This window comes from Streptomyces sp. NPDC094147 (assembly GCF_044764265.1).
Classification (GTDB): domain Bacteria; phylum Actinomycetota; class Actinomycetes; order Streptomycetales; family Streptomycetaceae; genus Streptomyces.
The window spans coordinates 115,353-139,118 of sequence record NZ_JBIWHT010000010.1 but is presented as its reverse complement, the minus strand read 5'-3'; the positions used below and the strand labels follow the sequence as shown (position 1 = coordinate 139,118).

The window sequence follows — 23,766 nt, the reverse complement described above, 5'->3', positions numbered from 1 at the left end:
CGCGCGCCACGCCGATGACCAGGAGTCTCTACAGGTCTAAACCAATTTCCTGGAGACTCTTGTCACCCGGGCCCTGGCCTGATGAGCTATGGCCTGGGACACATAGGCACATAGGACGCCCTGGGAAAGGGAGATGTCGTGAGCAACGAAAGCCTGGCCAACCTGCTCAAGGAGGAGCGGCGGTTCGCGCCGCCCGCCGAGCTGGCCGCGAACGCCAACGTGACGGCGGAGGCGTACGAGCGGGCCGAGGCGGACAGGCTGGGCTTCTGGGCCGAGCAGGCCCGGCGCCTGACCTGGGACACCGAGCCGACCGAGACCCTGGACTGGTCGAACCCGCCCTTCGCGAAGTGGTTCGCCGACGGCAAGCTGAACGTCGCGTACAACTGCGTCGACCGCCACGTCGAGGCCGGTAACGGCGACCGGGTCGCCATCCACTTCGAGGGCGAGCCCGGCGACAGCCGCGCCCTCACCTATGCCGAGCTCAAGGACGAGGTGTCAAGGGCCGCCAACGCCCTTACCGAGCTGGGTGTCCAGGCCGGTGACCGGGTCGCGGTGTATCTGCCGATGATCCCCGAGGCGGCCGTGGCGATGCTCGCCTGCGCCCGGATCGGCGCCGCGCACTCCGTGGTCTTCGGCGGCTTCTCGGCCGACGCCGTCGCCTCCCGCATCCAGGACGCCGACGCCAAACTGGTCATCACCGCCGACGGCGGCTACCGGCGCGGCAAGCCGTCCGCCCTGAAGCCCGCGATCGACGCGGCCGTCGCCAAGTGCCCCCAGGTCGAGCACGTGCTCGTGGTGCGCCGTACGGGCCAGGACACCGCGTTCAACGACACCCGCGATGTCTGGTGGGACGACATCGTCGCCCGGCAGTCGGCGGAGCACACGCCCACCGCCTTCGACGCCGAGCACCCGCTGTTCATCCTCTACACCTCGGGTACGACGGGTAAGCCCAAGGGCATCCTGCACACCTCCGGCGGCTACCTCACCCAGGCCGCGTACACCCACAACGCGGTGTTCGACCTGAAGCCGGAGAGCGACGTCTACTGGTGCACCGCCGACATCGGCTGGGTCACCGGGCACTCGTACATCGTCTACGGGCCGCTGGCCAACGGTGCGACCCAGGTCATGTACGAGGGCACCCCGGACACCCCGCACCAGGGGCGGTTCTGGGAGATCGTGCAGAAGTACGGCGTGACCATCCTCTACACCGCGCCGACCGCGATCCGTACGTTCATGAAGTGGGGCGACGACATCCCCGCCAAGTTCGACCTGTCGTCGCTGCGGGTCCTCGGCTCAGTCGGTGAGCCGATCAACCCCGAGGCGTGGATGTGGTACCGCAAGCACATCGGCGCCGACAAGTGCCCGATCGTGGACACCTGGTGGCAGACCGAGACCGGCGCGATGATGATCTCGCCGCTGCCCGGAGTCACCGAGACCAAGCCCGGTTCCGCCCAGCGCGCGCTGCCCGGAATCTCCGCCACCGTCGTGGACGACGAGGCGAACGAGGTGCCCGACGGCGGGGGCGGCTACTTGGTCCTCACCGAGCCGTGGCCCTCCATGCTGCGCACGATCTGGGGCGACGACCAGCGGTTCATCGACACCTACTGGTCCCGGTTCGAGGGCAAGTACTTCGCCGGCGACGGCGCCAAGAAGGACGACGACGGTGACATCTGGCTGCTCGGCCGGGTGGACGACGTGATGCTGGTGTCCGGCCACAACATCTCCACCACCGAGGTCGAGTCCGCGCTCGTCTCGCACCCGTCGGTCGCCGAGGCCGCCGTGGTCGGTGCGGCCGACGAGACGACCGGGCATGCGATCGTGGCCTTCGTGATCCTGCGCGGGAGCGCCGCCGAGTCCGACGGTCTGGTGGAGGAGCTGCGCGCCCACGTGGGCTCGGCGCTCGGCCCGATCGCCAAGCCGAAGCGGGTGCTGCCGGTGGCGGAGCTGCCCAAGACCCGCTCGGGCAAGATCATGCGCCGACTGCTCCGCGACGTCGCCGAGAACCGTGAACTGGGCGATGTCACGACGCTCACCGACTCCTCGGTGATGACCCTGATCCAGACCCAGCTGCCGACCGCCTCCAGCGAGGACTGAGCAGCGGGAGTACGCCGACGAGGGGCCCGGCCGGGGTTGCGGCCGGGCCCCTTTTCGCGCGCCTTATGTCCGCAATGCCCCTAAAGTGATGATCACCGGATCCACCCCGACGCACACCAGTTCGTAAAGTTAGGTAAAGTAAGGAAAGCGTCAACGATGCGACAAGAAAGTCAGGTGCGCCGGGAAGTCTGGTCGGCAACGTGCTGAGTCATGCCCGCCGAACCGACCGGAGGTCGCCCTCGTGGCCATACCCACCCCCAGCAACCGCAAGTTCCTCGGACGCCTCTCGCTCCCCGAGCGGAACTTCGTCGCGGACGCGCTGCGTGCCGAGACCGTCGGCGGTGTCCTGCTGCTCGTGGCCGCGATCATCGCCCTGATCTGGGCGAACACCTTCGGTTCCAGCTATGAGTCGGTCCGCGGCTTCCATCTGGGAATCAGCTCCCTCGGGCTCGACCTCTCCCTGCAGCACTGGGCGGCCGACGGGCTGCTCGCGATCTTCTTCTTTGTCGCAGGTATCGAGCTCAAACGTGAACTCGTCGCCGGAGAACTGCGCGACCCGAAGGCAGCGGCCCTGCCCGTGATCGCGGCCGTCTGCGGCATGGCCGTGCCCGCGCTCGTCTACACACTGGTGAACGTCGTCGGCAACGGCGCCCTTGACGGCTGGGCCGTACCGACCGCTACGGACATCGCGTTCGCGCTCGCCGTCCTCGCGGTGATCGGCACCTCCCTGCCGTCCGCGCTCCGCGCCTTCCTGCTCACCCTCGCCGTCGTCGACGACCTCTTCGCGATACTGATCATCGCCGTCTTCTTCACCAACAGCATCAACTTCGCCGCCCTCGGCGGAGCCGTCGTCGGCCTCGCCGTCTTCTGGCTGCTGCTCAGGAAGGGCGTGCGGGGCTGGTACGTCTACATCCCGCTCGCGCTCGTCATCTGGGGGCTGATGTACAACAGCGGCGTCCACGCCACCATCGCCGGTGTCGCGATGGGCCTGATGCTCCGCTGCCACCGCGCCGACGGCGAGGAGCACTCCCCCGGCGAGCACATCGAGCACCTGGTGCGCCCGGTGTCGGCCGGGCTCGCGGTGCCGCTGTTCGCGCTGTTCTCGGCCGGCGTCTCCATCAGCGGCGGCGCGATCGCCGATGTCTTCACCCGGCCCGAGACGCTCGGTGTGGTGCTCGGCCTGGTCGTCGGCAAGGCGCTCGGCATATTCGGCGGCACCTGGCTCGCCGCCCGCTTCACCAAGGCCGAGCTCAATGACGACCTGGCCTGGCCCGATGTCTTCGCCGTCGCCTCGCTCGCCGGCATCGGCTTCACGGTCTCGCTGCTCATCGGGGAACTCGCCTTCGCCGGCCAGAACAAGCTGGCCGACGAGGTCAAGGCCGCCGTCCTCATGGGCTCGCTGATAGCCGCCGTGCTGTCCTCCATCCTGCTCAAGATGCGCGTACGCAAGTACAAGGCGCTCGTCGAGGACGAGGAGCGGGACGACGACCAGGACGGCATCCCCGATGTGTACGAGATGGACAAGCCGGACTACCACCTGCGGATGGCCGCGATCTACGAGAACAAGGCGGCCGAGCACCGCAGGCTTGCCCAACTGGCGGGGGCGGGGCGCGACGACGGCGACAGTGCGACATGATCTGACCACGGCCCTGTTGGCCCTGTTGGACCCGTCGGTAACCGAGAAGAGAAGAGGGAGTCAGCGATGAGCGACCCCAGCCACAACGCCGGCAGCGCCGAGCGCAGCCTCGGCCAGCTGGTCGCCTCCGCGACCGCCGAGATGTCCGCGCTGGTGCACGACGAGATCGCGCTGGCCAAGGCCGAGCTGCGGCAGGACGTCAGGCGCGGGGCGATCGGTGGCCTCGCCATCAGTACGGCGGGCGTGTTCGTCCTGTTCTCCCTGCCGGTGCTGAGCTTCGCGGCGGCGTACGGAATCCACAATCTGGGGCTCGGGCTCGCCTGGTCGTTCCTGATCGTCGGCGGGGCGTTCCTGCTGCTCGCGACGGTGCTCGGGCTGCTTGCCGTGGCCAAGTTCAAGAAGGTCAAGCCGCCGGAGAAGTCCATCGCGTCCGCCAAGGCGACGGCCGCCACCCTCCAGGGCGTGAAGCCGCATCCGCGCCCGGCCACCCTCCAGGGGACGGTCACCGACGCCGCCCCCTCTGTGGCACGCTCGTCTGTATGACCGCACCCGATCCCGGAACCGGAAGCCCTGGCGGCACCGGCAGCCCCGTCCGCATCGATGGTCCCTGGACCCATAGGGACGTGGCGGCCAATGGTGCGCGCTTCCACATCGCCGAACTCGGCGACGGGCCACTGGTGTTGCTCCTGCACGGCTTTCCGCAGTTCTGGTGGACCTGGCGCCATCAGCTGACCGCGCTGGCCGACGCCGGGTTCCGTGCGGTCGCGATGGACCTGCGCGGCGTGGGCGGCAGCGACCGCACCCCGCGCGGGTACGACCCGGCCAACCTCGCGCTCGACATCACCGGGGTCGTCCGGTCGCTCGGCGAGCCCGACGCGGCCCTCGTCGGGCACGACCTGGGCGGCTATCTGGCGTGGACGGCGGCCGTGATGCGCCCCAAGCTGGTGCGCCGGCTCGTGGTGTCCTCGATGCCGCACCCCCGGCGCTGGCGCTCGGCGATGCTCGCCGACATGAAGCAGACCTCGGCCGGCTCCTACGTCTGGGGCTTCCAGCGGCCGTGGCTGCCCGAGCGTCAGCTGGTCGCGGACGAGGGCGCGTTGGTCGGCAGGCTCGTACGGGACTGGTCGGGCCCGCGCCAGCCCGAGGACGAGGCCGTGGAGACCTACCGGCGCGCCATGTGCATCCCCTCCACGGCGCACTGCTCGATCGAGCCGTACCGCTGGATGGTGCGGTCGATGGCGCGGCCCGACGGCATCCAGTTCAACCGGCGGATGAAGCGCCCGGTCCGGGTTCCGACGCTGCATCTGCACGGCTCCCTCGACCCGGTGATGCGGACCCGCAGTGCGGCGGGCTCCGGGGAGTACGTCGAAGCCCCCTACCGCTGGCGGCTGTTCGACGGTCTGGGCCACTTCCCGCACGAGGAGGACCCGGTGGCGTTCTCGACCGAGCTCGTCAACTGGCTGAAGGATCCCGAACCGGACCGCTGAGTTCCGGCGACGCCGCGGGAACTCTTGTCCTACGAACAGCCAAATGCCTGGCGCATAGGCCAATTGGCCCCCTCTGACGCGGTTACCGACCTTGGGCCCCGGGCACACGTCGGGGTATGGGCTGGACGCACGACTACGGTGACGCAGCACGCAACCGCCGAACGGCCGCAGGGCCGGTCTCCTACGAGAGGGGCGGCCCGCAGGGGCAGGGGCTGCAACACCCCTCCCCGGACTCCCAGGAGGTGGGCATTCCGCGCATCCTGCGGCGCCGGGCCCGCTGGGTCTCGGCCCGGCTGCGGCATACGCGTACCTAGTCGTACCCGGTGGCGCGTCCCGTGGTGTTTCCGGTCGGCTAGTCGGCTCTGAGGTAGGCGAGGCCGGGGTGCACGGCTCGGTAGCCGTCCAGGAGCCTTCGGGCGACCTGGACGGAGTCGACCAGCGGATGCAGGGCGAAGGCCTTCACCGCCGCCCGCGCCGACCCGCTCTCGACCGCCTCCAGGACACACCGCTCGACCGCCTTCACCGAGCTGACCAGGCCTGACTCATGGCCCGTCAGCTGTGAGACGGGCAGCGGGCGGGGCCCTGTGGCGTCGACGCGGCACGGAATCTCGATGACGGCCCGCTCGTCGAGCACGCGCAGCGAACCGCCGTTGCGCACGTTCAGGATGAGCGTCGCCGCCTCGTTCCTCGCGATCGCCCGCATCAGGGCGAGCGCGACGGTCTCGTACCCGCCGGACTCCAGGTCCTCCGCCGCGCGCTCACCGGCGCCCGCCACGTCCCGGTTCTTCGCCATGTACGTCGCCTCGCGCTCGGCTCTCGTACGGTCCCAGGCGGCCCACACCGAGGCGTCGGGCACCGTCTCCGCCGAGGCGTAGAAGCGTGCCTGCTGGTCCCTGAGGAAGGCGCCGCGGGTCTGCTCGGCCTGCCGGTAGGCGGCCACCGCCTCGCGGTTGAAGTAGTAGTAGTGCAGGTACTCGTTGGGCACGGAACCGAGCGAGCGCAGCCAGTCGGCGCCGAAGAGCTTGCCCTCCTCGAAGGAGGTCAGCAGTTCGTCGCCCTGCTCGAACAGTCGCGGCAGAACGTTCTCCTCGCCGTCGTACAGGCCGTGCAGCCAGCCCAGGTGGTTGAGGCCCACGTAGTCGAGGCGCACGGTCCCGTGGTCGGCGCCGACCACGTGCGCGACCCGGCGGGCCAGGCCCACCGGCGAGTCGCAGATGCCGATGACGCGGTCGCCGAGGTGCTCGGCCATCGCCTCGGTGACCAGGCCCGCCGGGTTGGTGAAGTTGATGACCCAGGCCTCGGGGGCGAGCGCCCGGACCCTGCGGGCGATCTCGACGGCGACCGGCACGGTCCGCAGTCCGTAGGCGATGCCGCCCGCACCGACCGTCTCCTGGCCGAGGACGCCCTCGGCGAGCGCGATCCGCTCGTCGGCGGCCCGGCCCTCCAGACCGCCGACCCGGATCGCGGAGAACACGAAGTCCGCGCCGCGCAGCGCCTCGTCGAGATCGGTGGTGGTACGCACCCGGGGGGCGTCCTCGATTCCGTACCCCTGGTCGGCGAGCACCCGGCCCATGGCGTGCAGCCGGGCCGCGTCCAGGTCGTACAGGACCACCTCGGTGACGCGGCCGGGCGCGTGGTCGCGCAGCAGGGCGCCGTACACCAGCGGGACGCGGAAGCCGCCGCCGCCGAGGATCGTCAGTCGCATCGGAGCCTTCTCGTCACGGAGTCATCAACGGGTCATAGGGCGCACTGCTGGCTGTCGACCTGCTGACTTGCGGTGCGGCCCTGCTGGATGTCGGCCTGGATCTCGCCGGCGGTCAGCGCGTATCCGGTGTCCGGATCGTCAAGCGACTTCGCGAAGACCACTCCGTACACCTTGCCCTCGGGGGTCAGGAGCGGGCCACCGGAGTTGCCGGGGCGGACCGTGGTGAACAGCGAGTAGACATCGCGGCGGACAGTGCCGCGGTGGTAGATGTCCGGGCCGTTGGCGCTGATCCGGCCGCGGATCCGGGCGGAGCGGACGTCGTACGGGTGGTCCTCGGGGAAGCCCGCGACGATCGCGCTGTTGGCGCTGTGGGCTTCGGCGGAGGTGAACTGGAGCGGGGGCGCCTTCAGGTCCGGCACGTCGAGCACCGCGATGTCGCGGCGCCAGTCGTAGAGCACGACCTTGGCGTCGTACGTGCGCCCCTGACCGCCTATCTGGATGGTCGGCTCGTCGACGCCGCCCACCACGTGCGCATTGGTCATGACGCGGCGGTCGGCGAAGACGAAGCCGGTGCCTTCGAGGCGCTTTCCGCAGCTCGGGGCCATGCCGACGACCTTGACGATGGACTTCTTGGCGGCGGCCGCGACCGGGCTGCCCACGAGCTTCGGGTCGGGCGCCTGGACGTCGGTGATCGACTCGTTCGAGAACGGGGTGAAGACCTGCGGGAAGCCGTTCTGCGCGAGCACCGAGGAGAAGTCGCTGAACCAGGTCGACGCCTGCTGGGGCATCACGTTGGAGACGCCGAGCAGGATCTTGGAGTTGCGGACCTCCTTGCCCAGGGTCGGCAGGGCGGTCCCGGCGAGCGCGGAACCGATCAGCCACGCCACGAGCAGCATGGCCACGACGTTCACCAGGGCGCCACCGGTGGCGTCCACGGCTCTCGCGGGCGACCAAGTGATGTACCGGCGCAGCTTGTTGCCCAGATGTGTGGTGAAGGCCTGGCCCACGGAGGCGCAGACGATCACTATGACGACCGCGACGACGGCTGCTGTCGTCGAGACCTGGGACTCATTGGTGATCTGGTCCCAGATGACCGGGAGCAGATACACGGCGATGAGGCCACCGCCGAGGAACCCGATCACCGACAGGATGCCGACGACGAAGCCCTGGCGGTAGCCGACGATCGCGAACCACACGGCGGCGACCAGCAACAGGATGTCCAGCACGTTCACGGGCCCCAGCCTGTCACGCGTGCCAGTCGAGCGGCACCTGCTTGGCTCGGTCCCACGGGCGCTCCCAGCCCGCGTAGTGCATGATCCGGTCGATCACACCGGCCGTAAAACCCCAGACGAGCGCCGATTCGACCAGGAATGCCGGACCTGTGTGGCCGCGCGGGTGGACCGCGGTCGCCCGGTTGGCCGGGTCCGTGAGATCCGCCACGGGCACCGTGAAGACGCGGGCCGTCTCGCCGCTGTCGACCGCCCGCACCGGCGTCGGCTCGCGCCACCAGCCGAGGACGGGCGTCACGACGAAGCCGCTCACCGGGATGTAGAGCCTGGGCAGCACGCCGAAGAGCTGGACGCCGGCCGGATCAAGGCCGGTCTCCTCCTCGGCCTCGCGCAGGGCGGCCCGCAGCGGTCCTGTGGTGCGCGGGTCGCCGTCCTCGGGGTCGAGGGCGCCGCCGGGGAAGGAGGGCTGACCGCCGTGCGAACGGAGCTGGCTCGCCCGCTCCATGAGGAGCAGCTCCGGGCCACGGGGGCCGTCGCCGAAAAGGATGAGCACGGCGGACTGCCGCCCGTCCCCGCTCTCCGGCGGCAGGAACCGGCTCATCTGCTCGGGCGCGACATCCTCGGCGGCCCGAGCGACGGGAGCCAGCCAATCGGGGAGGTCTTCGGTGGTGACGGCGGGGGGTGCTCCTTGGCTGCGGGCGGCGGGGGTGGCTTGGCTCATGGCGGGCGGCCGGGAGGCGCCAGGGGGCTGGGCGGCGCCGATGTGGCCGGGCACCTGGGCGGGGGTGGCTTGACCCGTGCCGGGAGGCTGGGCGGTGCCCGGGGCCTGGCTCGTGCCGGGGCGGCCTGGCACCTGGGCGCCGGCGGTTCGGCCCCTGCCGGGTGGTCGGGCGGCGCCAACCGCTTGGCCCGTGTCGGGGCGGCCAGCGGCTTGGGAGGGGGTCTCTATGCCGTTCGTGCCGTCGCCGGGCCGGGCCGGGCCTCCGGTTCGGCCCGCGCCCGGGGCGTGGCCTGAGCCGCCGACACGGCCGCCCAGGGCGCCGGTGTGGCCGCTCAGGGCGTTATGGCTCCCGGTGTGGCCTCCGGCGGGCTCTGTACGGCTGCTCGGGCCACCGGTGCGGCCCGGCGCGTCGATGCCGCCGAGGTCTCCGTCGTACGTCTCGCTCGCGTGCGTCATATGCACCCCCGTCGTTCATCGTCACAACGCCTGCGGTCGTCGCATTCGTTCCGGCCGGGCCGCAGCGTCCGTCTTCCGGGTGACGTCAGCCTGCTCCCAGTGGAGGCGCGGGCAGACCCGGGTAGTCCGGCGGCGGGCTCAGCCGCTGGCCCGGGAAACCGCCCTTCTCGTACTTCAGGAGCTTCCGCGCCTTCTCCGGGTCGGTCTCGCCCTCGCCGTACGAGGGGCAGAGCGGGGCGATGGGGCAGGCGCCGCAGGCGGGCTTGCGGGCGTGGCAGATGCGGCGGCCGTGGAAGACGACCCGGTGCGAGAGCATCGTCCAGTCGCTCTTGGGGAAGATCGCGCAGATCTCCGCCTCGACCTTCTCCGGGTCCTCCTGCTCGGTCCACTTGAAGCGGCGCACCAGCCTGCCGAAGTGGGTGTCGACAGTGATCCCCGGGACCCCAAAAGCATTACCAAGCACGACATTTGCTGTCTTGCGCCCAACTCCGGGCAACTTGACCAGATCCTCCAGACGACCCGGCACCTCGCCGCCGAACTCGTCCCTGACAGCCACGGCGATCCCCATGATCGACCTGGTCTTGGCCCGGAAGAACCCGGTGGGCCGGATGATCTGCTCGACCTCCTCGGGGTTCGCCGCGGCGAGATCCTCTGGGGTCGGGTACGCGGCGAACAGTGCGGGTGTCGTCTGGTTGACCCTCAGGTCCGTGGTCTGCGCGGACAGGACGGTCGCGAGGAGCAGCTCGAACGGATTGCGGAAGTCCAGTTCGGGATGGGCGTACGGATAGACCTCGGCGAGCTCGCGATTGATGCGGCGAGCCCGGCGGATCATCGCCAGACGGGACTCCGGCTTGGAGCCGGCGGCCTTGCCCTGGGGCCCGCCCTTGCCTTGGGGCCCGCCCGCACCCTGGGCGGTGATGCCCTTTGCCTGGGCGGTAGTGCCGCCCTGGACCTTGGTGCCGCCCTTGGCCCGAGCGCCGGGCGTCTCCTTCAGAGGCACCTCAACAGAGGCAGCGGCCTTCTTGGCGCCGGTCTTCTTGGCAGCAGCCTTCTTCACGACGGCGGTCTTCTTCTCAGCGGGCTTCACCGCGGCAGCCTCCCTGGTCGGCTTCACCGACGTATCGGCCCGTGTCGAGGAGGCGGCCTTCACGGCCCGCGCGGCTCTCTTCGCGGGTTCTTTCGGCTTGGACGCGGGCTGTTCGCCCACAGCGGAATCGTTCTCTGCGGACACTCTTCCAGCCCCCCTGGCCTGCGCTCTCACCGGCGAATTGGACACCCGGCCAGCCTAAAGCCCGGCACCGACATCCGCCCCGGCCACAGCGAATCAACGCCCCAATCGGCCCCCTGGCTCACGGTCCGGCACTCCAGTACGTCATCCTTGTGATTGATCGCACTGTTTAGACCGTCCGGCAAAATGGGGAGCACGCTCCCCTGATACCGGTCGACAAGGAGAGATTCGTGGACGACGTTCTGCGGCGCGCCCCGCTCTTCGCGGCGCTCGATGACGAGCAGGCCGCGGAGCTCCGCGCCTCGATGAGCGAGGTGACGCTCGCCCGCGGCGACGCCCTCTTCCACGAGGGCGACCCCGGCGACCGCCTGTACGTGGTCACCGAGGGCAAGGTAAAGCTGCACCGCACCTCACCCGACGGCCGCGAGAACATGCTGGCGGTCCTCGGCCCCGGCGAGCTCATCGGCGAGCTGTCCCTCTTCGACCCGGGCCCGCGCACCGCCACCGCGACCGCGCTGACCGAGGTCAAGCTGCTCGGCCTCGGCCACGGCGACCTTCAGCCCTGGCTGAACGCCCGCCCCGAGGTGGCCACCGCGCTGCTGCGCGCCGTCGCCCGCCGACTGCGCAAGACCAACGACCAGATGTCCGACCTGGTCTTCTCCGACGTGCCGGGCCGGGTCGCCCGCGCGCTCCTCGACCTGTCGCGCCGCTTCGGCGTGCAGTCCGAGGAGGGCATCCACGTCGTGCACGACCTCACGCAGGAAGAGCTGGCCCAGCTGGTCGGCGCCTCCCGCGAAACGGTCAACAAGGCACTGGCCGACTTCGCCCAGCGCGGCTGGCTGCGCCTGGAGGCCCGAGCGGTGATCCTGCTGGACGTGGAGCGGCTGGCGAAGCGCTCGCGCTGAGCGCCGTCGATCCGCACATCGCACGCCGTACGCCTGAGGGGCTGGTCTCACCCGAGACCAGCCCCTCGCGCGTGGGCGCGGAAGAAGCGGCCGGGAAGTGGCGGGGAACCGGCGGACGGCCGGGCTCTCGTGCGCCACCGCCCGGGGTGTGACGGGCAGTTGAGAAAAATTTCCCGGCCGGTCGGGAACCCCTCGGCGGGCCAGGCCGTTCTCGAAATGTACACCGAAGATCCCGGGCCGTGACCCGCCGCCGAAACACCTCACGGCCCACGGGGCCAAGTCCCAAGCCCCCGCGCCCGTACGAGAGTTGAGAGCCACCTCGCCCAACTCTCCTCTACGGACAGGCCAGTCAGCGCCGCGCCGAATCAAGTCGGCCGCGTCAGGCAAGGTGACAAGGCGTCAGATAAGGCCGTGCTCGCGCAGATACTCGAGCTGCGCTAGCACCGAAAGCTCGGCGGCCGGCCACAGCGACCGGTCAACGTCCGAGTAGACCAGGGCCACCACCTCCGCCGCCGTGATGTGGCCGTTCTCCACCGCCGTCTCCACCTGGGCTAGCCGGTGCGCGCGGTGGGCCAGATAGAACTCGACGGCGCCCTGGGCGTCGTCGAGCACCGGACCGTGCCCCGGCAGCACCGTGTGCACACCGTCGTCAACAGTCAGCGAACGCAGCCTGCGAAGGGAGTCGAGATAGTCGCCCAGGCGGCCGTCGGGATGAGCCACGACGGTCGTGCCGCGCCCGAGGACCGTGTCGCCCGTCAGGACGGCCCGGTCGGCGGGCAGATGGAAGCAGAGTGAGTCCGCGGTGTGGCCGGGGGTGGGCACCACCCTCAGCTCCAGGCCGCCGGTGGTGATGACATCGCCCGCCGCGAGGCCCTCGTCACCCAGGCGCAGGGCCGGATCCAGGGCGCGCACAGGGGTACCGGTCAGCTCGGCGAAGCGGGCCGCGCCCTCGGCGTGGTCGGGGTGCCCGTGGGTGAGCAGGGTGAGCGCGACCCGCTTGCCCGCCTGACCGGCCGTCGCGATGACGTGCTTGAGGTGCACGTCATCGAGCGGCCCCGGGTCGATGACGACGGCCAGGTCGGAATCGGGCTCGGCGACGATCCAGGTGTTGGTGCCGTCCAGGGTCATCGCGGAAGCGTTGGGTGCGAGGACATTGATCGCGCGGTCGGTGGCAGGGCCCGAAAGGACCCCGCCGCGCGGCTGCCCGGGAAGAGCGGAGGCATTACTCATACGGCACCTCCAGGGGTGGCGATGTCGGTGGTCACCGGAGCGGACCACACCGGCGCGGCCAGGGCCACCGGGGCGCGCCCCACAGGACCCGGCGAGGTGGGTCTGGGGCGACGGCGCCTCGCGAAGGCGCCCGTCGCAATGACGCCCCTCGTGAGGTCGCTCGTCGCGAAGTCACCCCACGCGAGGTCGGTCACCGCGAGGTCGGTGACGGTGCCGGCGGGACGGGTCATCAGGCGCCGCCCCCCGCCGGGATGTGTTTGGTGAACTCGTCGTGGCCCGGCCAGCTCAGGACGAGTTCACCGGACTCGGTCAGTCGGGCCCTGGCGAGGACCGGGGTCAGATCACGGTCGGCCGCGGCCGCGAGTGCCTCGGCGGCAGTGGCGTACGGAAGGAGATCACGCAGGGTGGAAACGGTCGGGGGCATCATCAGGAGCTCGCCCTTGTCGTAGCCGGCGGCGGCTTCGGCGGGGCGGATCCAGACGGTGCGGTCGGCCTCGGTCGAGGCGTTCCGGGTGACCTGGCCCACGGGGAGCGCTGCGACGAAGAACCAGGTGTCGTACCGCTTGGGCTCGAATTCGGGGGTGATCCAGCGAGCCCAGGCGCCGAGCAGATCGGAGCGGAGCACAAGGCCACGGCGGTCCAGGAACTCGGCGAAGCTCAGGTCGCGGGCGACCAGAGCCTGGCGGTCGGCCTCCCAGTCGTCGCCGGTGGTGTCGCCGACGACGGTGGCGGGGTCGGGGCCCGCGAGGAGGACGCCCGCCTCCTCGTAGGTCTCGCGGACCGCGGCGCAGACGATGGCCTGGGCGGAGGCGGGGTCCGTGCCGAGGCGTTCGGCCCAGGTCTCGCGGGTCGGGCCTGCCCAGCCGAGCTGGGCGTCCTCGGCATCGCGGGGGTCCACGCCGCCGCCCGGGTACGCGTACGCGCCTCCGGCGAAGGCCATGGAGGCGCGTCTGCGCAGCATGTGCACGGCGGGGCCGTCCGTGCCCGCCCCGTCCCGGAGCAGCATCACGGTGGCGGCCCGCCGCGGTGCCACCGCGGTGAGCTCACCGGCGGCGAGGGCGCGGATGCGGTCCGGCCACTCCGGCGGGTACCACTGACCATTGGGCATGGGCGGATGCTACGGGGTGACGTGTGGATGTTCGAGGGGGTGCGTGTAGGCGACATCTCTTTGTCACCCAGCGCCGGGCGGGCCCCACGAGGGCGGCGCATACTCCACGCCGCCCCCGGCCCCGCCGGGACAAGCCCCGCCGCCCAAGGGCCACAGGCGGACACGAGCCGTCACGAGCCCGCCCCAGGGCAAGGCACCCACCAACAACGCAGCAAACCGCCACGCAACGGGCACGACCCCCGAGTGTCCGGCCCCCGACCGAGTGCCCAGCACCCGCCGAGAGCAGCGAACCGCCACCAAAAGGCCCGCCCGACCAAAGGCCCGAGCCCGGCCGAAGGAACGAGCCCGACCGAGAACCCGGCCCCCGCCAGGAGCGGGCCCGAGCCCGACCGGGGGCCGGATACCCGCCGGCAGCGCAGCGCAGCGCCACCGTCAGCCCATCAACCGACAACCCACCAACCCGTCAGTCCTCGACGAGCTCCACCTGGATTTCGACCTCGACCGGGGCGTCCAGGGGCAGTACCGCGACGCCCACCGCGCTGCGGGCGTGGACGCCCTTGTCGCCGAGGACGGCGCCGAGGAGTTCGCTGGCTCCGTTGATGACGCCCGGCTGGCCGGTGAAGTCGGGGGCGGAGGCCACGAAGCCGACGACCTTCACGACGCGCGCGATGCGGTCCAGGTCGCCCACGACGGACTTGACCGCGGCGAGGGCGTTGAGGGCGCAGGTGGCGGCCAGTTCCTTGGCCTCCTCCGCGGTGACCTCGCCGCCGACCTTGCCGGTGACGGCCAGCTTGCCGTCCACCATCGGGAGCTGGCCGGCGGTGTACACGTACACCCCGGACCGCACGGCGGGCTGGTACGCGGCGAGCGGAGGGACGACCGACGGCAGGGTCAGGCCCAGTTCGGCGAGCTTGGCTTCGACGGCGCTCATGCCTGCTTCTCCCGCTTCAGGTAGGCCACCAGCTGCTCGGGGTTGTTCGGCCCGGGGACGACCTGGACCAGCTCCCAGCCGTCCTCGCCCCAGGTGTCCAGAATCTGCTTGGTCGCGTGCACGAGAAGGGGCACGGTCGCGTATTCCCACTTGGTCATGGGCCCGACTGTAGCCGCTGCCCGCCGCCGCCTCTCGCGGACGCCTTACGCGGACCACATGCGTAGGCCGCGGGCGGACTGGTTAGGCTCGAAGGTGTGAGCAGGCTCCAGGTCGTCAGCGGCAAGGGCGGTACCGGCAAGACCACGGTCGCCGCAGCACTCGCGCTCGCCCTCGCGACCGAGGGCAGGCGCACCCTCCTCGTCGAGGTCGAGGGCAGGCAGGGCATCGCGCAGCTCTTCGAGACGGAGGCCTTTCCGTACGAGGAGCGCAAGATCGCCGTCGCGCCCGGTGGCGGCGAGGTGTACGCGCTGGCCATCGACGCGGAACGCGCGCTGCTCGACTACCTCCAGATGTTCTACAAACTGGGCGGCGCGGGACGGGCGCTGAAGAAGCTCGGCGCCATCGACTTCGCCACCACCATCGCGCCCGGCGTCCGGGACGTACTCCTGACCGGCAAGGCCTGCGAGGCGGTGCGCCGCAAGAGCAAGCAGGGGGCGTACGCGTACGACTACGTCGTGATGGACGCGCCACCCACCGGGCGCATCACCCGTTTCCTGAACGTGAACGACGAGGTGGCCGGTCTCGCGAAGATCGGGCCGATACACAATCAGGCCCAGGCCGTCATGCGGGTCCTCAAGTCACCTGAGACCGCTGTGCACTTGGTGACACTGCTGGAAGAAATGCCCGTGCAGGAGACCGTCGACGGGATCGCCGAGCTGCGCGGCGCCGAGCTGCCGACGGGCAACGTCATCGTGAACATGGTCCGGCCGCACGTCCTTGACGAGGCGGCGGTGCGCGGGGTCACCGGCGACCGGCGCAAGGAGGTCGCCAAGACGCTGACGCGCGCCGGGGTGACCGGTTCGGCGAAGCTGGTGACGCCGCTCCTGGAGCAGGCCGCCGAGCACGCGGAGCGGGTGGAGCTGGAGCGTGAACAGCGGGCGCTGCTCGGTGAGTTGGGGCTGCCGACGTACGAACTGCCGCTGATCGGCGAGGGAATGGATCTGGCCGGGCTCTACCGCCTGGCCACGGAACTGCGCAAGCTCGGGGTGGGTGAGTGACTTTGGACGCGGCCGAGCCGCTGGCGATCGATCCGCTGCTGGACGATCCGGGTACCCGCATCATCGTGTGCTGCGGCTCGGGCGGGGTGGGCAAGACAACTACCGCTGCCGCACTGGGAGTTCGGGCCGCCGAGCGCGGCCGGAAGGTCGTGGTGCTCACCATCGACCCGGCCCGCAGGCTCGCCCAGTCCATGGGCATCGACTCGCTGGACAACACCCCGCGCCGGGTCAAGGGCGTGGAGGGCGCGGGCGAGCTGCACGCCATGATGCTCGACATGAAGCGGACCTTCGACGAGATCGTCGAGGCGCACGCGGATCCCGACCGGGCCAAGGCGATCCTGATGAACCCCTTCTACCAGTCCCTGTCGGCCGGCTTCGCGGGCACGCAGGAGTACATGGCGATGGAGAAGCTGGGGCAGCTGCGGGCCAGGGACGAGTGGGACCTGATCGTGGTCGACACTCCGCCGTCGCGTTCCGCGCTCGATTTCCTGGACGCGCCGAAGCGGCTCGGGTCCTTCCTCGACGGCAAGTTCATCAAGCTGCTCATGGCGCCCGCGAAGATGGGCGGCCGGGCGGGGATGAAGTTCCTCAATGTCGGCATGTCGATGATGACCGGCACCCTGGGCAAGCTGCTCGGCGGGCAACTGCTGCGTGACGTACAGACCTTCGTGGCGGCCATGGACACGATGTTCGGCGGATTCCGGACCCGGGCCGACGCGACCTACCGGCTCCTGCAGGCGCCGGGCACCGCGTTCCTCGTGGTGGCAGCGCCCGAGCGGGACGCGCTGCGCGAGGCCGCGTACTTCGTGGAGCGGCTGGCGGCCGACGACATGCCGCTGGCCGGGCTCGTACTCAACCGCGTGCACGGCAGCGCGGCCGCCCGGCTCTCGGCCGAGCGCGCTCTCGCGGCGGCGGAGAGCCTGGAGGAGCCGCCGGATGCGGCAGAGGCGCCCGATGCCCCGGACTTCATTGACACCCCGGACAGCAGGCTCACAGAAAATCTTGACGAACGTCGCATTGTGGATCAGGAGGCCGGGAAGGCTGGAGGTCGTGGCTCCAGCGATTCCTCTCCCGAAGCTGCCGAGTCACCGGGCGCCGAGGCTCCCGAGGCTGCCAACTCTCCCGGGAACTCCGGGAATTGTGAGGATTCGGTCGAGCGGCTGACCGCCGGACTGCTGCGCCTGCACGCCGAGCGGATGCAGGTGCTCTCCCGCGAACAGCGCACGCGCGACCGTTTCACCGCGCTTCACCCCGAGGTCGCGGTGGCCGAAGTGGCCGCCCTGCCCGGCGATGTGCACGACCTCGCGGGGCTCCGGACCATCGGGGACCGGCTCGCGGCCGGTGGTCATCCGGCCGGAGCTGCCTGAGCATGGTCCCGCGACCTCGTCAGCCCACCGCCGCGTACGCCTCTTCTCCGAAGGAATGCCGGTAGTCGTAGACGGCTTCCTCCTCCGCGCACACGGGCAGGATGCCCGTACTGCGCTCGTACTCGGTGCGCGCGGTCTCCAGGAGACGGCGCCAAGAGGTGACGGTGGGGCGCCTGCGCAGCAACGCGCGCCGCTCCCGCTCCGTCATCCCGCCCCACACGCCGAACTCGACGCGATTGTCGAGCGCGTCCGCCAGGCACTCGGTCCGCACCGGGCAACCGGTGCACACCGCCTTGGCCCTGTTCTGCGCTGCACCCTGTACAAACAGTTCGTCCGGATCGGTAGTGCGGCAGGCTGCCTGCGCACTCCAGTCGGTTACCCAGCCCATACCGGCGCCGTCCTCTCCCGAATCGAGGCTCCCCCACGGCGGCAGCGGCATATTCACCGCTGCCAGTTGAGGACGTTACGGAAGGTGGGCACAGCGCAACACCCCCGGCGTGCCCAATCTTGAATGGTCCGAACGGACTATGCGTACGCGGCAGATCACCCAACGGAGTGAGCCGACGACATACGTGATGAAGCCGAAATACCGGGACGCACCGGTCGAGTCAGAACGGACGCCCGATGACGCATGAGGCGCAATCGGACACCAACAGGGTTGATTCCCACCGGATTCGGGGACGGTGGAACACCTCTGCACACGGCCCAGGCCTTGATACGCAACCGCACAGCTGTGACAGTTGAGGGCAGCTTAGGCCAGAGCCTTGAGTCGTGTCCGGCGATTGAGAACGTAGGCTGCCCCCATGGCAAAGAAGCGTTCGGGCGCAGGCCTGACCGGGACCCAGCAGGCCGCCAAGTTCCTGGGCGTGAGCGTCCTTGCGGGAGCCGTGCTCGCGGGGATCGCCCTGCCGGCGGCCGGTGCGCTGGGGCTCGCGGCCAAGGGCACGGTCAACGGATTCGACGAGATCCCGGCCAATCTGAAGACCCCGCCGCTGAGCCAGCGCACCACGATCCTCGACGACAAGGGCGGCACGATCGCCCAGGTCTACTCGCGCGACCGCACCGTGGTGCCGCTCGCCGACATCTCCCCGTACATGCAGAAGGCGATCGTCGCGATCGAGGACTCGCGCTTCTACGAGCACGGCGCGATCGACCTCAAGGGCGTGCTGCGCGCGGTCAACAAGAACGCCACGAGCGGCGGCGTCGCCCAGGGCGCGTCCACCCTCACCCAGCAGTACGTGAAGAACGTCTTCGTCGAGGAGGCCGGCGACGACCCCGACAAGGTCGCCGAGGCCACCCAGCAGACGATCGGCCGCAAGGTCAAGGAGCTCAAGTACGCGATCCAGGTCGAGCAGGAGCTCGGCAAGAAGAAGATCCTGGAGAACTACCTCAACATCACGTTCTTCGGGCAGCAGGCGTACGGCATCGAGGCCGCCGCCAAGCGCTACTTCTCCAAGCCGGCCAAGGACCTGACGCTCGACGAGTCGGCGATGCTCGCCGGAATCGTGCAGTCGCCCAGCCGGTACGACCCCGTCAATGACGCCCAGGAAGCGAAGAAGCGCCGCAACACGGTGCTCCAGCGGATGGTCGACATGAAGGACATCTCGCAGGCCGAGGCCGATCAGGCCAAGGAAGCGCCGATCAAGCTGGACGTCAGCAAGCCGAAGAACGGCTGCATCACCGCCGTCGAGGGCGCGGGCTTCTTCTGCGACTACGTGCGCGAGGTGTTCCTGTCCGACCCGGTCTTCGGCAAGACGAAGGAGGAGCGGGCCAAGCTCTGGAACCGGGGCGGGCTCACCGTCCAGACGACGCTCGACCCGCAGGCGCAGAAGTCGACGCAGGAGTCGATCAAGAGCCACGTCTACCAGAAGGACAGCGTCGCGACGGCGGTCACGCTGGTCCAGCCCGGCACCGGCAAGGTCCTGGCGATGGGCCAGTCCAAGCCGTACGGCTTCGGGGACAACGAGACGCAGATCAACTTCTCGGTCAACCGGCAGATGGGCGGCTCCAATTACGGCTTCCCGGTCGGCTCGACCTTCAAGCCGTTCCTGGCCGCGGCCGCGATCGAGGGCGGCAAGCCGCCGACCCAGCAGTACCCGTCCCCGTACGACATGGACTACCCGGCGTCCGTCCAGACGTGCAGCGGCAAGCCGTGGGTGAACGACCCGAAGCACCCGGCGCACCTGGAGAACGAGAACGAGAACGAGGTCGGCCCGTTCGCGCTGAAGGACGCGATGGCCAAGTCGGTCAACACGTACTTCGTGCAGATGCTCGGCGACATCGGCATGTGCCCGGTCTCGCAGATGACGGACAAGCTGCACGTCCTCCAGGGCAACGGCGACAAGCTGCCCATGGTGCCCTCGGCGCTGACCCTCGGCTCCACCGGCATGTCGCCGCTGACGATGGCCTCCGCGTACGCCGCCTTCGCCAACCGGGGCACGTACTGCACCCCGATCGCCATCGAGTCCATCAAGAAGGTGGACGGCTCGTCGCTGCCGGTGCCGAAGACCTCCTGCTCGCAGGCGATGTCGCAGAACACCGCGGACAGCGTCAACACGCTGCTGCGCGGAGTGATCGACTCCGGTACCGGTCAGGAGGCCGGGCTCAAGGACCGCGACAACGCGGGCAAGACGGGTACCACCGACGCCCGCAAGAACGCCTGGTTCGTCGGCTACACCTCGAACCTGTCGGCCGCGGTCTGGGTCGGCAGCCCGTCGCAGCGCGTCGAGATGAACAACATCACCATCGGCGGCCAGTTCCAGGAGCAGGTGTACGGCGGCCAGGTCCCCGGACCCATCTGGCGCGACGCGATGACCGGCGCCCTGCAGGGCCAGAGCTCGGCGCCCTTCACCACCGTGAACATCCCCGACACGCAGAAGCCGGGCGGCCCCGGGCCCGGCGCGCCGGGCAACAACACCAACAACGACAAGAGCAAGAACAAGCGCAAGCCGAAGCCGGGCGGCGACAACAAGCCCCCGACCCCCGGCAACTCCCCGTTCCCCGGCATCTCCCTCCCACCGGACCTGATCGGCGGCACGAACGGCGGGTGGCCGCAGTAGCGGGGGCATGGGCCGCGGGCACGTAGGCCGTACCCATACGGGCTGCACCCACGCAGGCCGCAGGCACACGGACTGCACCCATACGGACCGTACCCACATGAAAGGGGCGCCCCGGGATTCGCTTCCCGGGGCGCCCCTCTTGCACAGGGCGTGCTTGTGCGGGGTCAGCCCGCCAGGAGCTTCTTCACGGCGGCGGCGACGCGGCCGCCGTCGGCGAGGCCCGCCACCTTCGGGTTCACGATCTTCATGACGGCGCCCATGGCGCGCGGCCCCTCGGCCCCGGCCGCCTTGGCCTCCTCGACGGCGGCGGCGACGATCGCCGCGAGCTCGTCGTCGGAGAGCTGCTTGGGCAGGTACGCGTCGAGGATCTCGCCCTCGGCCAGCTCGCGCGCCGCGGACTCGGCGCGACCGCCCTTCTCGAAGGCCTCGGCCGCCTCGCGGCGCTTCTTCGCCTCCTTGGCGATCACCTTGAGGACCTCGTCGTCGGAGAGCTCACGCGCGGTCGTGCCGGCGACCTCTTCCTTGGCGACGGCGGTGAGGGTCAGCCGGAGCGTGGACGAGCGCAGTTCGTCGCGCGCCTTCATGGCGGTGGTGAGGTCGTCCTTGAGTCGGGCCTTGAGCGTGGTCATGCGCCCAGTGTGTCAGGTGCACTGTCGTACCCGCCCACTGATTTCCTCCGCCGCCCCGGCGCCGCCGCCGGCACCGTCGCAGTCTGCGACGATGGTCGTATGCGCGCGCGATACGGAATTCCCCTGGGTGTCACGGCGATCGGGGCCGCCGGTCTCGCCTATGCGGCCGGGTTCGAAGCCAGGTCCTTCCGGCTGCGCCGGGTGACGGTGCCCGTTCTGCCGCCGGGGGCGGGCCCGCTGCGCGTGCTCCAGGTGTCGGACATCCACATGGTGAACGGCCAGCGCAAGAAGCGGGCGTGGCTGCAGTCGCTGGCCGGACTGCGTCCGGACTTCGTCGTCAACACCGGCGACAACCTCTCCGACCCGGAGGGCGTCCCCGAGGTGCTCGACGCGCTGGGGCCGCTGATGGAGTTCCCCGGCGTGTACGTCTTCGGCTCGAACGACTACTACGGCCCGAAGCTGCGCAACCCGGCCCGGTACCTGTTCGAGAAGGCCCAGGGCCGGCACGGGCTCAACGGCAACGCGCCGGTCGTCGGAGCCGTGCACAACCCGTGGGAAGAGCTGCGGGACGCGTTCGACTCGGCGGGCTGGGTGAACCTGAACAACACCCGGGGCCACCTGAAGCTGGACGGCATGGAGCTGGCCTTCACCGGCCTGGACGACCCGCACATCAAGCGGGACCGCTACGAGCGGGTGACCGGCGGTCCGGAGGCGGGAGCGGACTTCTCGATCGCCGTGGTGCACGCCCCGTACCTGCGTACGTTGGAGTCCTTCACGGCGGACGGCTACCCGCTGATCCTCGCCGGGCACACGCACGGCGGGCAGCTATGCATCCCGTTCTACGGCGCCCTGGTCACCAACTGCGACCTGGACACCGACCGGGTGAAGGGCCTCTCGACGCACGAGACCGACGGCCACCGCGCCTTCCTGCACGTCTCAGCGGGCTGCGGCACCAACCGCTACACCCCGTTCCGCTTCGCCTGCCCTCCGGAGGCGACACTGCTGACGCTGGTGGCGCGGGAGGGGTAAGCGGGGTCCCCGGGGCGAGCCTCGCGAAGGTTCCCCTGGGGGCGGGACCTCGCGGATCGCCGCTTGGCGGCCGTGCGCGCATGGTCGCGGGCGGCGCATGGGCGTGCTCGGATCGGCGGCGCTCGGATCGGCGGCGCCACCTACCGTGGGGGGGGACGTACGACCGACCTTCAGCCGGTCTGCCCGCTTTCGCCGGCGTCCTCAGCGGCGCACTGCGCATCGGTCTCGCCGTCTACGTCATGGCCCTGACGATCACCGGCCTGGACCGCATCCGCCCCTACCTGCGAGGCCCCGAAAACCGGATTTCGTCTCCGGCCGCCGGTGGGCTAAAGTAAACGACGTCGCCGCGACAAGCGGAGACAATCGGGGTGTAGCGCAGCTTGGCAGCGCGCTTCGTTCGGGACGAAGAGGTCGTGGGTTCAAATCCCGCCACCCCGACTTCGTAAGACCAGGACAGGCCCGGTGCTGAGAGATCAGTACCGGGCCTGATTTGCTTTGCGGCCCCGTTTGGGAGCCAACTGGGTGTGATCTTCGAGATCCGGCTCCCGGTGGCTCCCCGAGAAGCGGTCCTCTGCCTCCTCTCGGCGCGGGCGTACGCTTCACGCCTCGAATGAGTCATTGCACGGCTTGTGCCGAGCGGACCTGAGACGGTACGACGATCGCCATGCACCCTTGGTCTCCGTTAAATGACCGGCAGCTCGCGCTCCTCACCCGCGTCGGGGGCGGAACCGACCCCGTCACGTCGGACAGCCCCGAGCTCGCCGTCCCGGCTCGCGCGCTCAGGGACCGGGGCTTGGTGACCATGCCCAGGAAGAAGGGGAGATGGCAGGCGGAGATCACTGACGCGGGTCGCTTCTACCTGGAGCACGGTCATCACCCCGACCGTCCGGAGCCGGCTCCACGCAAGCCTCGCGCGGCGGCTGAAGCCGGGACGCCGGTTGCCGCTGGTCCGTCGCAGGATGCCGATCCCCCGACCGAGACGAAGCCCGCCCCGAAACAGGCCGTGAAGCCCCCGCGCCCGTCGCCGGCGGCCGTCGAGCCGGCGCTCATCGCGCAGGTGCAGGAGGCCGGACGATTCCTTCGGATCCCGGACCCCAGCAAGGCGGAACGGGCGCAGTATCGCAGGGCGTTCGACGCAGCGCGGCAGTGCGCTCCGGAGGCGTACCACCTGAAGTACAGCGGGCGGGCGAAGGGCGACTTCTTCCTCGGTCTGCTTCGGGTAACCGGTGAGGACGATACCGAGTGGAACCAGATCCGGCTGGCGCGAAGCCGTGTGATCACCGATGTCGAGGACGTGCTCGCCGCGGTCACCAAGGACCACAGCGCCTTCGAAATCTCCGAGGAGGTCCTGCCGAGGGTGCTCGCGCTGATCCGGCTGCTCGCCGAGCAGGCACGTGGGCGGTACAGCGAGATTGCAGTATCCAAGAAGCGCAGGCAGCCGAGGCCGCTGCTCACTGTCCACGGCAGGGCGTACGAGGTCGGCTTCCGTAAGCGGCAGAAGCAGGTCCGTTACGTCCCCAAGCAGCCGGGCCGGCGCACGTACGACTGGCAGCGGGTCACAACGCCCGCAGGGCTATTCCCCTCTGGCGGCATTACCGGCTCACCGGGCTGGTGGGCCCCAGAGCCCTCGCCGCATAACGCGGCTTCGAATCCGCCGCCTCCGTACCCCACGGCGCCCGCAACCAGCCTTTCGAACTGGCTCAGCAAGTCCTGATGGACCTCGGCTTGGTCGGAC

At 70.1% G+C, this 23,766-nt stretch carries 22 protein-coding genes and 1 tRNA gene; 12 read left to right on the top strand and 11 right to left on the bottom strand.

Annotated elements, in window-relative coordinates:
• Nucleotides 1–138: 138 nt before the first annotated feature.
• From acs to ACIQ8J_RS17725, 5 genes are all read left to right on the top strand, one after another.
• Nucleotides 139–2,094 (top strand): acetate--CoA ligase, encoded by a 1,956-nt coding sequence (gene acs, locus ACIQ8J_RS17745; RefSeq protein ID WP_403272436.1) that lies wholly within the window; start codon nucleotides 139–141, stop codon nucleotides 2,092–2,094.
• Between the two features lie 241 nt (nucleotides 2,095–2,335).
• A complete protein-coding gene (nhaA, locus tag ACIQ8J_RS17740; RefSeq protein WP_403272435.1) occupies nucleotides 2,336–3,730 on the top strand; it encodes a Na+/H+ antiporter NhaA in 1,395 nt (464 codons plus the stop codon).
• A 66-nt stretch (nucleotides 3,731–3,796) separates the two neighbouring features.
• Nucleotides 3,797–4,273 carry a phage holin family protein gene (locus ACIQ8J_RS17735; RefSeq protein ID WP_403272434.1) on the top strand — a complete coding sequence of 159 codons (477 nt, stop codon included), beginning with the start codon at nucleotides 3,797–3,799 and terminating at the stop codon, nucleotides 4,271–4,273.
• Nucleotides 4,270–5,217 (top strand): alpha/beta fold hydrolase, encoded by a 948-nt coding sequence (locus ACIQ8J_RS17730; protein WP_403272433.1) that lies wholly within the window; start codon nucleotides 4,270–4,272, stop codon nucleotides 5,215–5,217. Before ACIQ8J_RS17735 ends, ACIQ8J_RS17730 begins: the two co-directional genes overlap by 4 nt.
• A gap of 116 nt (nucleotides 5,218–5,333) precedes the next feature.
• Nucleotides 5,334–5,531 (top strand): hypothetical protein, encoded by a 198-nt coding sequence (locus ACIQ8J_RS17725; RefSeq protein WP_261714600.1) that lies wholly within the window; start codon nucleotides 5,334–5,336, stop codon nucleotides 5,529–5,531.
• Nucleotides 5,532–5,569: 38 nt separating this feature from the next.
• Here the strand turns inward: ACIQ8J_RS17725 and ACIQ8J_RS17720 are convergent, their stop codons facing one another.
• The 4 genes from ACIQ8J_RS17720 to nth all read right to left on the bottom strand — a co-directional run bounded on the left by ACIQ8J_RS17720 (nucleotide 5,570) and on the right by nth (nucleotide 10,415).
• The gene (locus ACIQ8J_RS17720) at nucleotides 5,570–6,922 is read right to left on the bottom strand and encodes a 6-phospho-beta-glucosidase (protein ID WP_403272432.1); all 1,353 of its coding nucleotides are present in this window, start codon (nucleotides 6,920–6,922) and stop codon (nucleotides 5,570–5,572) included.
• A 32-nt stretch (nucleotides 6,923–6,954) separates the two neighbouring features.
• Nucleotides 6,955–8,154 (bottom strand): MarP family serine protease, encoded by a 1,200-nt coding sequence (locus ACIQ8J_RS17715; protein WP_403272431.1) that lies wholly within the window; start codon nucleotides 8,152–8,154, stop codon nucleotides 6,955–6,957.
• 13 nt (nucleotides 8,155–8,167) lie between these two features.
• Nucleotides 8,168–8,872 (bottom strand): NUDIX hydrolase, encoded by a 705-nt coding sequence (locus ACIQ8J_RS17710; protein WP_403272562.1) that lies wholly within the window; start codon nucleotides 8,870–8,872, stop codon nucleotides 8,168–8,170.
• A gap of 541 nt (nucleotides 8,873–9,413) precedes the next feature.
• On the bottom strand, nucleotides 9,414–10,415 hold the full coding sequence (nth, locus tag ACIQ8J_RS17705; RefSeq protein ID WP_403272430.1) for an endonuclease III: 1,002 nt from the start codon (nucleotides 10,413–10,415) through the stop codon (nucleotides 9,414–9,416).
• Nucleotides 10,416–10,786: 371 nt separating this feature from the next.
• Here nth and ACIQ8J_RS17700 point away from each other — a divergent pair, with 371 nt between their 5' ends.
• Nucleotides 10,787–11,461 (top strand): Crp/Fnr family transcriptional regulator, encoded by a 675-nt coding sequence (locus tag ACIQ8J_RS17700; protein ID WP_017947815.1) that lies wholly within the window; start codon nucleotides 10,787–10,789, stop codon nucleotides 11,459–11,461.
• Nucleotides 11,462–11,860: 399 nt separating this feature from the next.
• On the opposite strand, the gene ACIQ8J_RS17695 is transcribed toward ACIQ8J_RS17700, so the two are convergent.
• The 5 genes from ACIQ8J_RS17695 to ACIQ8J_RS17675 all read right to left on the bottom strand — a co-directional run bounded on the left by ACIQ8J_RS17695 (nucleotide 11,861) and on the right by ACIQ8J_RS17675 (nucleotide 14,888).
• Nucleotides 11,861–12,691, bottom strand: a complete 831-nt coding sequence (locus ACIQ8J_RS17695; RefSeq protein ID WP_403272429.1) for an MBL fold metallo-hydrolase — start codon at nucleotides 12,689–12,691, stop codon at nucleotides 11,861–11,863.
• Nucleotides 12,688–12,921 (bottom strand): hypothetical protein, encoded by a 234-nt coding sequence (locus ACIQ8J_RS17690; RefSeq protein ID WP_403272428.1) that lies wholly within the window; start codon nucleotides 12,919–12,921, stop codon nucleotides 12,688–12,690. Before ACIQ8J_RS17690 ends, ACIQ8J_RS17695 begins: the two co-directional genes overlap by 4 nt.
• Nucleotides 12,921–13,799 carry an NUDIX hydrolase gene (locus ACIQ8J_RS17685; RefSeq protein ID WP_403272427.1) on the bottom strand — a complete coding sequence of 293 codons (879 nt, stop codon included), beginning with the start codon at nucleotides 13,797–13,799 and terminating at the stop codon, nucleotides 12,921–12,923. Before ACIQ8J_RS17685 ends, ACIQ8J_RS17690 begins: the two co-directional genes overlap by 1 nt.
• A gap of 463 nt (nucleotides 13,800–14,262) precedes the next feature.
• Entirely contained in the window at nucleotides 14,263–14,730 is a 468-nt protein-coding gene (locus ACIQ8J_RS17680) for a RidA family protein (protein WP_403272426.1), read from the bottom strand.
• A complete protein-coding gene (locus tag ACIQ8J_RS17675) occupies nucleotides 14,727–14,888 on the bottom strand; it encodes a DUF4177 domain-containing protein (protein ID WP_003975360.1) in 162 nt (53 codons plus the stop codon). Before ACIQ8J_RS17675 ends, ACIQ8J_RS17680 begins: the two co-directional genes overlap by 4 nt.
• 96 nt (nucleotides 14,889–14,984) lie before the next feature.
• On the opposite strand from ACIQ8J_RS17675, the gene ACIQ8J_RS17670 reads away from it, so the two are divergent.
• Nucleotides 14,985–15,947, top strand: a complete 963-nt coding sequence (locus ACIQ8J_RS17670) for an ArsA family ATPase (protein WP_403272425.1) — start codon at nucleotides 14,985–14,987, stop codon at nucleotides 15,945–15,947.
• The gene (locus ACIQ8J_RS17665) at nucleotides 15,944–17,314 is read left to right on the top strand and encodes an ArsA family ATPase (protein WP_403272424.1); all 1,371 of its coding nucleotides are present in this window, start codon (nucleotides 15,944–15,946) and stop codon (nucleotides 17,312–17,314) included. Before ACIQ8J_RS17670 ends, ACIQ8J_RS17665 begins: the two co-directional genes overlap by 4 nt.
• Nucleotides 17,315–17,333: 19 nt before the next feature.
• Here the strand turns inward: ACIQ8J_RS17665 and ACIQ8J_RS17660 are convergent, their stop codons facing one another.
• Nucleotides 17,334–17,702: a WhiB family transcriptional regulator gene (locus ACIQ8J_RS17660; RefSeq protein WP_399054092.1), complete on the bottom strand. Its 369-nt coding sequence runs from the start codon at nucleotides 17,700–17,702 to the stop codon at nucleotides 17,334–17,336.
• 415 nt (nucleotides 17,703–18,117) lie between these two features.
• Here ACIQ8J_RS17660 and ACIQ8J_RS17655 point away from each other — a divergent pair, with 415 nt between their 5' ends.
• Complete coding sequence (locus ACIQ8J_RS17655) at nucleotides 18,118–20,373, top strand: transglycosylase domain-containing protein (protein WP_403272423.1); 2,256 nt, start codon at nucleotides 18,118–18,120, stop codon at nucleotides 20,371–20,373.
• A 164-nt stretch (nucleotides 20,374–20,537) separates the two neighbouring features.
• Here ACIQ8J_RS17655 and ACIQ8J_RS17650 read toward each other — a convergent pair whose 3' ends face one another.
• The gene (locus ACIQ8J_RS17650) at nucleotides 20,538–21,002 is read right to left on the bottom strand and encodes a GatB/YqeY domain-containing protein (protein WP_403272422.1); all 465 of its coding nucleotides are present in this window, start codon (nucleotides 21,000–21,002) and stop codon (nucleotides 20,538–20,540) included.
• A gap of 99 nt (nucleotides 21,003–21,101) precedes the next feature.
• Between ACIQ8J_RS17650 and ACIQ8J_RS17645 the strand changes: the two genes are divergently transcribed.
• From ACIQ8J_RS17645 to ACIQ8J_RS17635, 3 genes are all read left to right on the top strand, one after another.
• Entirely contained in the window at nucleotides 21,102–22,031 is a 930-nt protein-coding gene (locus ACIQ8J_RS17645) for a metallophosphoesterase (RefSeq protein WP_403272421.1), read from the top strand.
• Between the two features lie 364 nt (nucleotides 22,032–22,395).
• Nucleotides 22,396–22,469, top strand: a tRNA-Pro gene (locus ACIQ8J_RS17640).
• A gap of 355 nt (nucleotides 22,470–22,824) precedes the next feature.
• A complete protein-coding gene (locus tag ACIQ8J_RS17635; protein ID WP_403272420.1) occupies nucleotides 22,825–23,745 on the top strand; it encodes a hypothetical protein in 921 nt (306 codons plus the stop codon).
• Nucleotides 23,746–23,766 lie beyond the last annotated feature (21 nt).

Excerpts from the sequence above, each read along its gene's own strand:
- ACIQ8J_RS17735 (WP_403272434.1), top strand. The coding sequence starts at position 3,797 with ATGAGCGACCCCAGCCACAACGCCGGCAGCGCCGAGCGCAGCCTCGGC.
- ACIQ8J_RS17730 (WP_403272433.1), top strand. The coding sequence starts at position 4,270 with ATGACCGCACCCGATCCCGGAACCGGAAGCCCTGGCGGCACCGGCAGC.
- ACIQ8J_RS17725 (WP_261714600.1), top strand. The coding sequence starts at position 5,334 with ATGGGCTGGACGCACGACTACGGTGACGCAGCACGCAACCGCCGAACG.
- ACIQ8J_RS17720 (WP_403272432.1), bottom strand. The coding sequence starts at position 6,922 with ATGCGACTGACGATCCTCGGCGGCGGCGGCTTCCGCGTCCCGCTGGTG.
- ACIQ8J_RS17710 (WP_403272562.1), bottom strand. The coding sequence starts at position 8,872 with ATGAGCCAAGCCACCCCCGCCGCCCGCAGCCAAGGAGCACCCCCCGCC.
- ACIQ8J_RS17695 (WP_403272429.1), bottom strand. The coding sequence starts at position 12,691 with ATGAGTAATGCCTCCGCTCTTCCCGGGCAGCCGCGCGGCGGGGTCCTT.
- ACIQ8J_RS17690 (WP_403272428.1), bottom strand. The coding sequence starts at position 12,921 with ATGACCCGTCCCGCCGGCACCGTCACCGACCTCGCGGTGACCGACCTC.
- ACIQ8J_RS17685 (WP_403272427.1), bottom strand. The coding sequence starts at position 13,799 with ATGCCCAATGGTCAGTGGTACCCGCCGGAGTGGCCGGACCGCATCCGC.
- ACIQ8J_RS17680 (WP_403272426.1), bottom strand. The coding sequence starts at position 14,730 with ATGAGCGCCGTCGAAGCCAAGCTCGCCGAACTGGGCCTGACCCTGCCG.
- ACIQ8J_RS17675 (WP_003975360.1), bottom strand. The coding sequence starts at position 14,888 with ATGACCAAGTGGGAATACGCGACCGTGCCCCTTCTCGTGCACGCGACC.
- ACIQ8J_RS17660 (WP_399054092.1), bottom strand. The coding sequence starts at position 17,702 with ATGGGCTGGGTAACCGACTGGAGTGCGCAGGCAGCCTGCCGCACTACC.
- ACIQ8J_RS17655 (WP_403272423.1), top strand. The coding sequence starts at position 18,118 with ATGGCAAAGAAGCGTTCGGGCGCAGGCCTGACCGGGACCCAGCAGGCC.
- ACIQ8J_RS17650 (WP_403272422.1), bottom strand. The coding sequence starts at position 21,002 with ATGACCACGCTCAAGGCCCGACTCAAGGACGACCTCACCACCGCCATG.
- ACIQ8J_RS17645 (WP_403272421.1), top strand. The coding sequence starts at position 21,102 with ATGCGCGCGCGATACGGAATTCCCCTGGGTGTCACGGCGATCGGGGCC.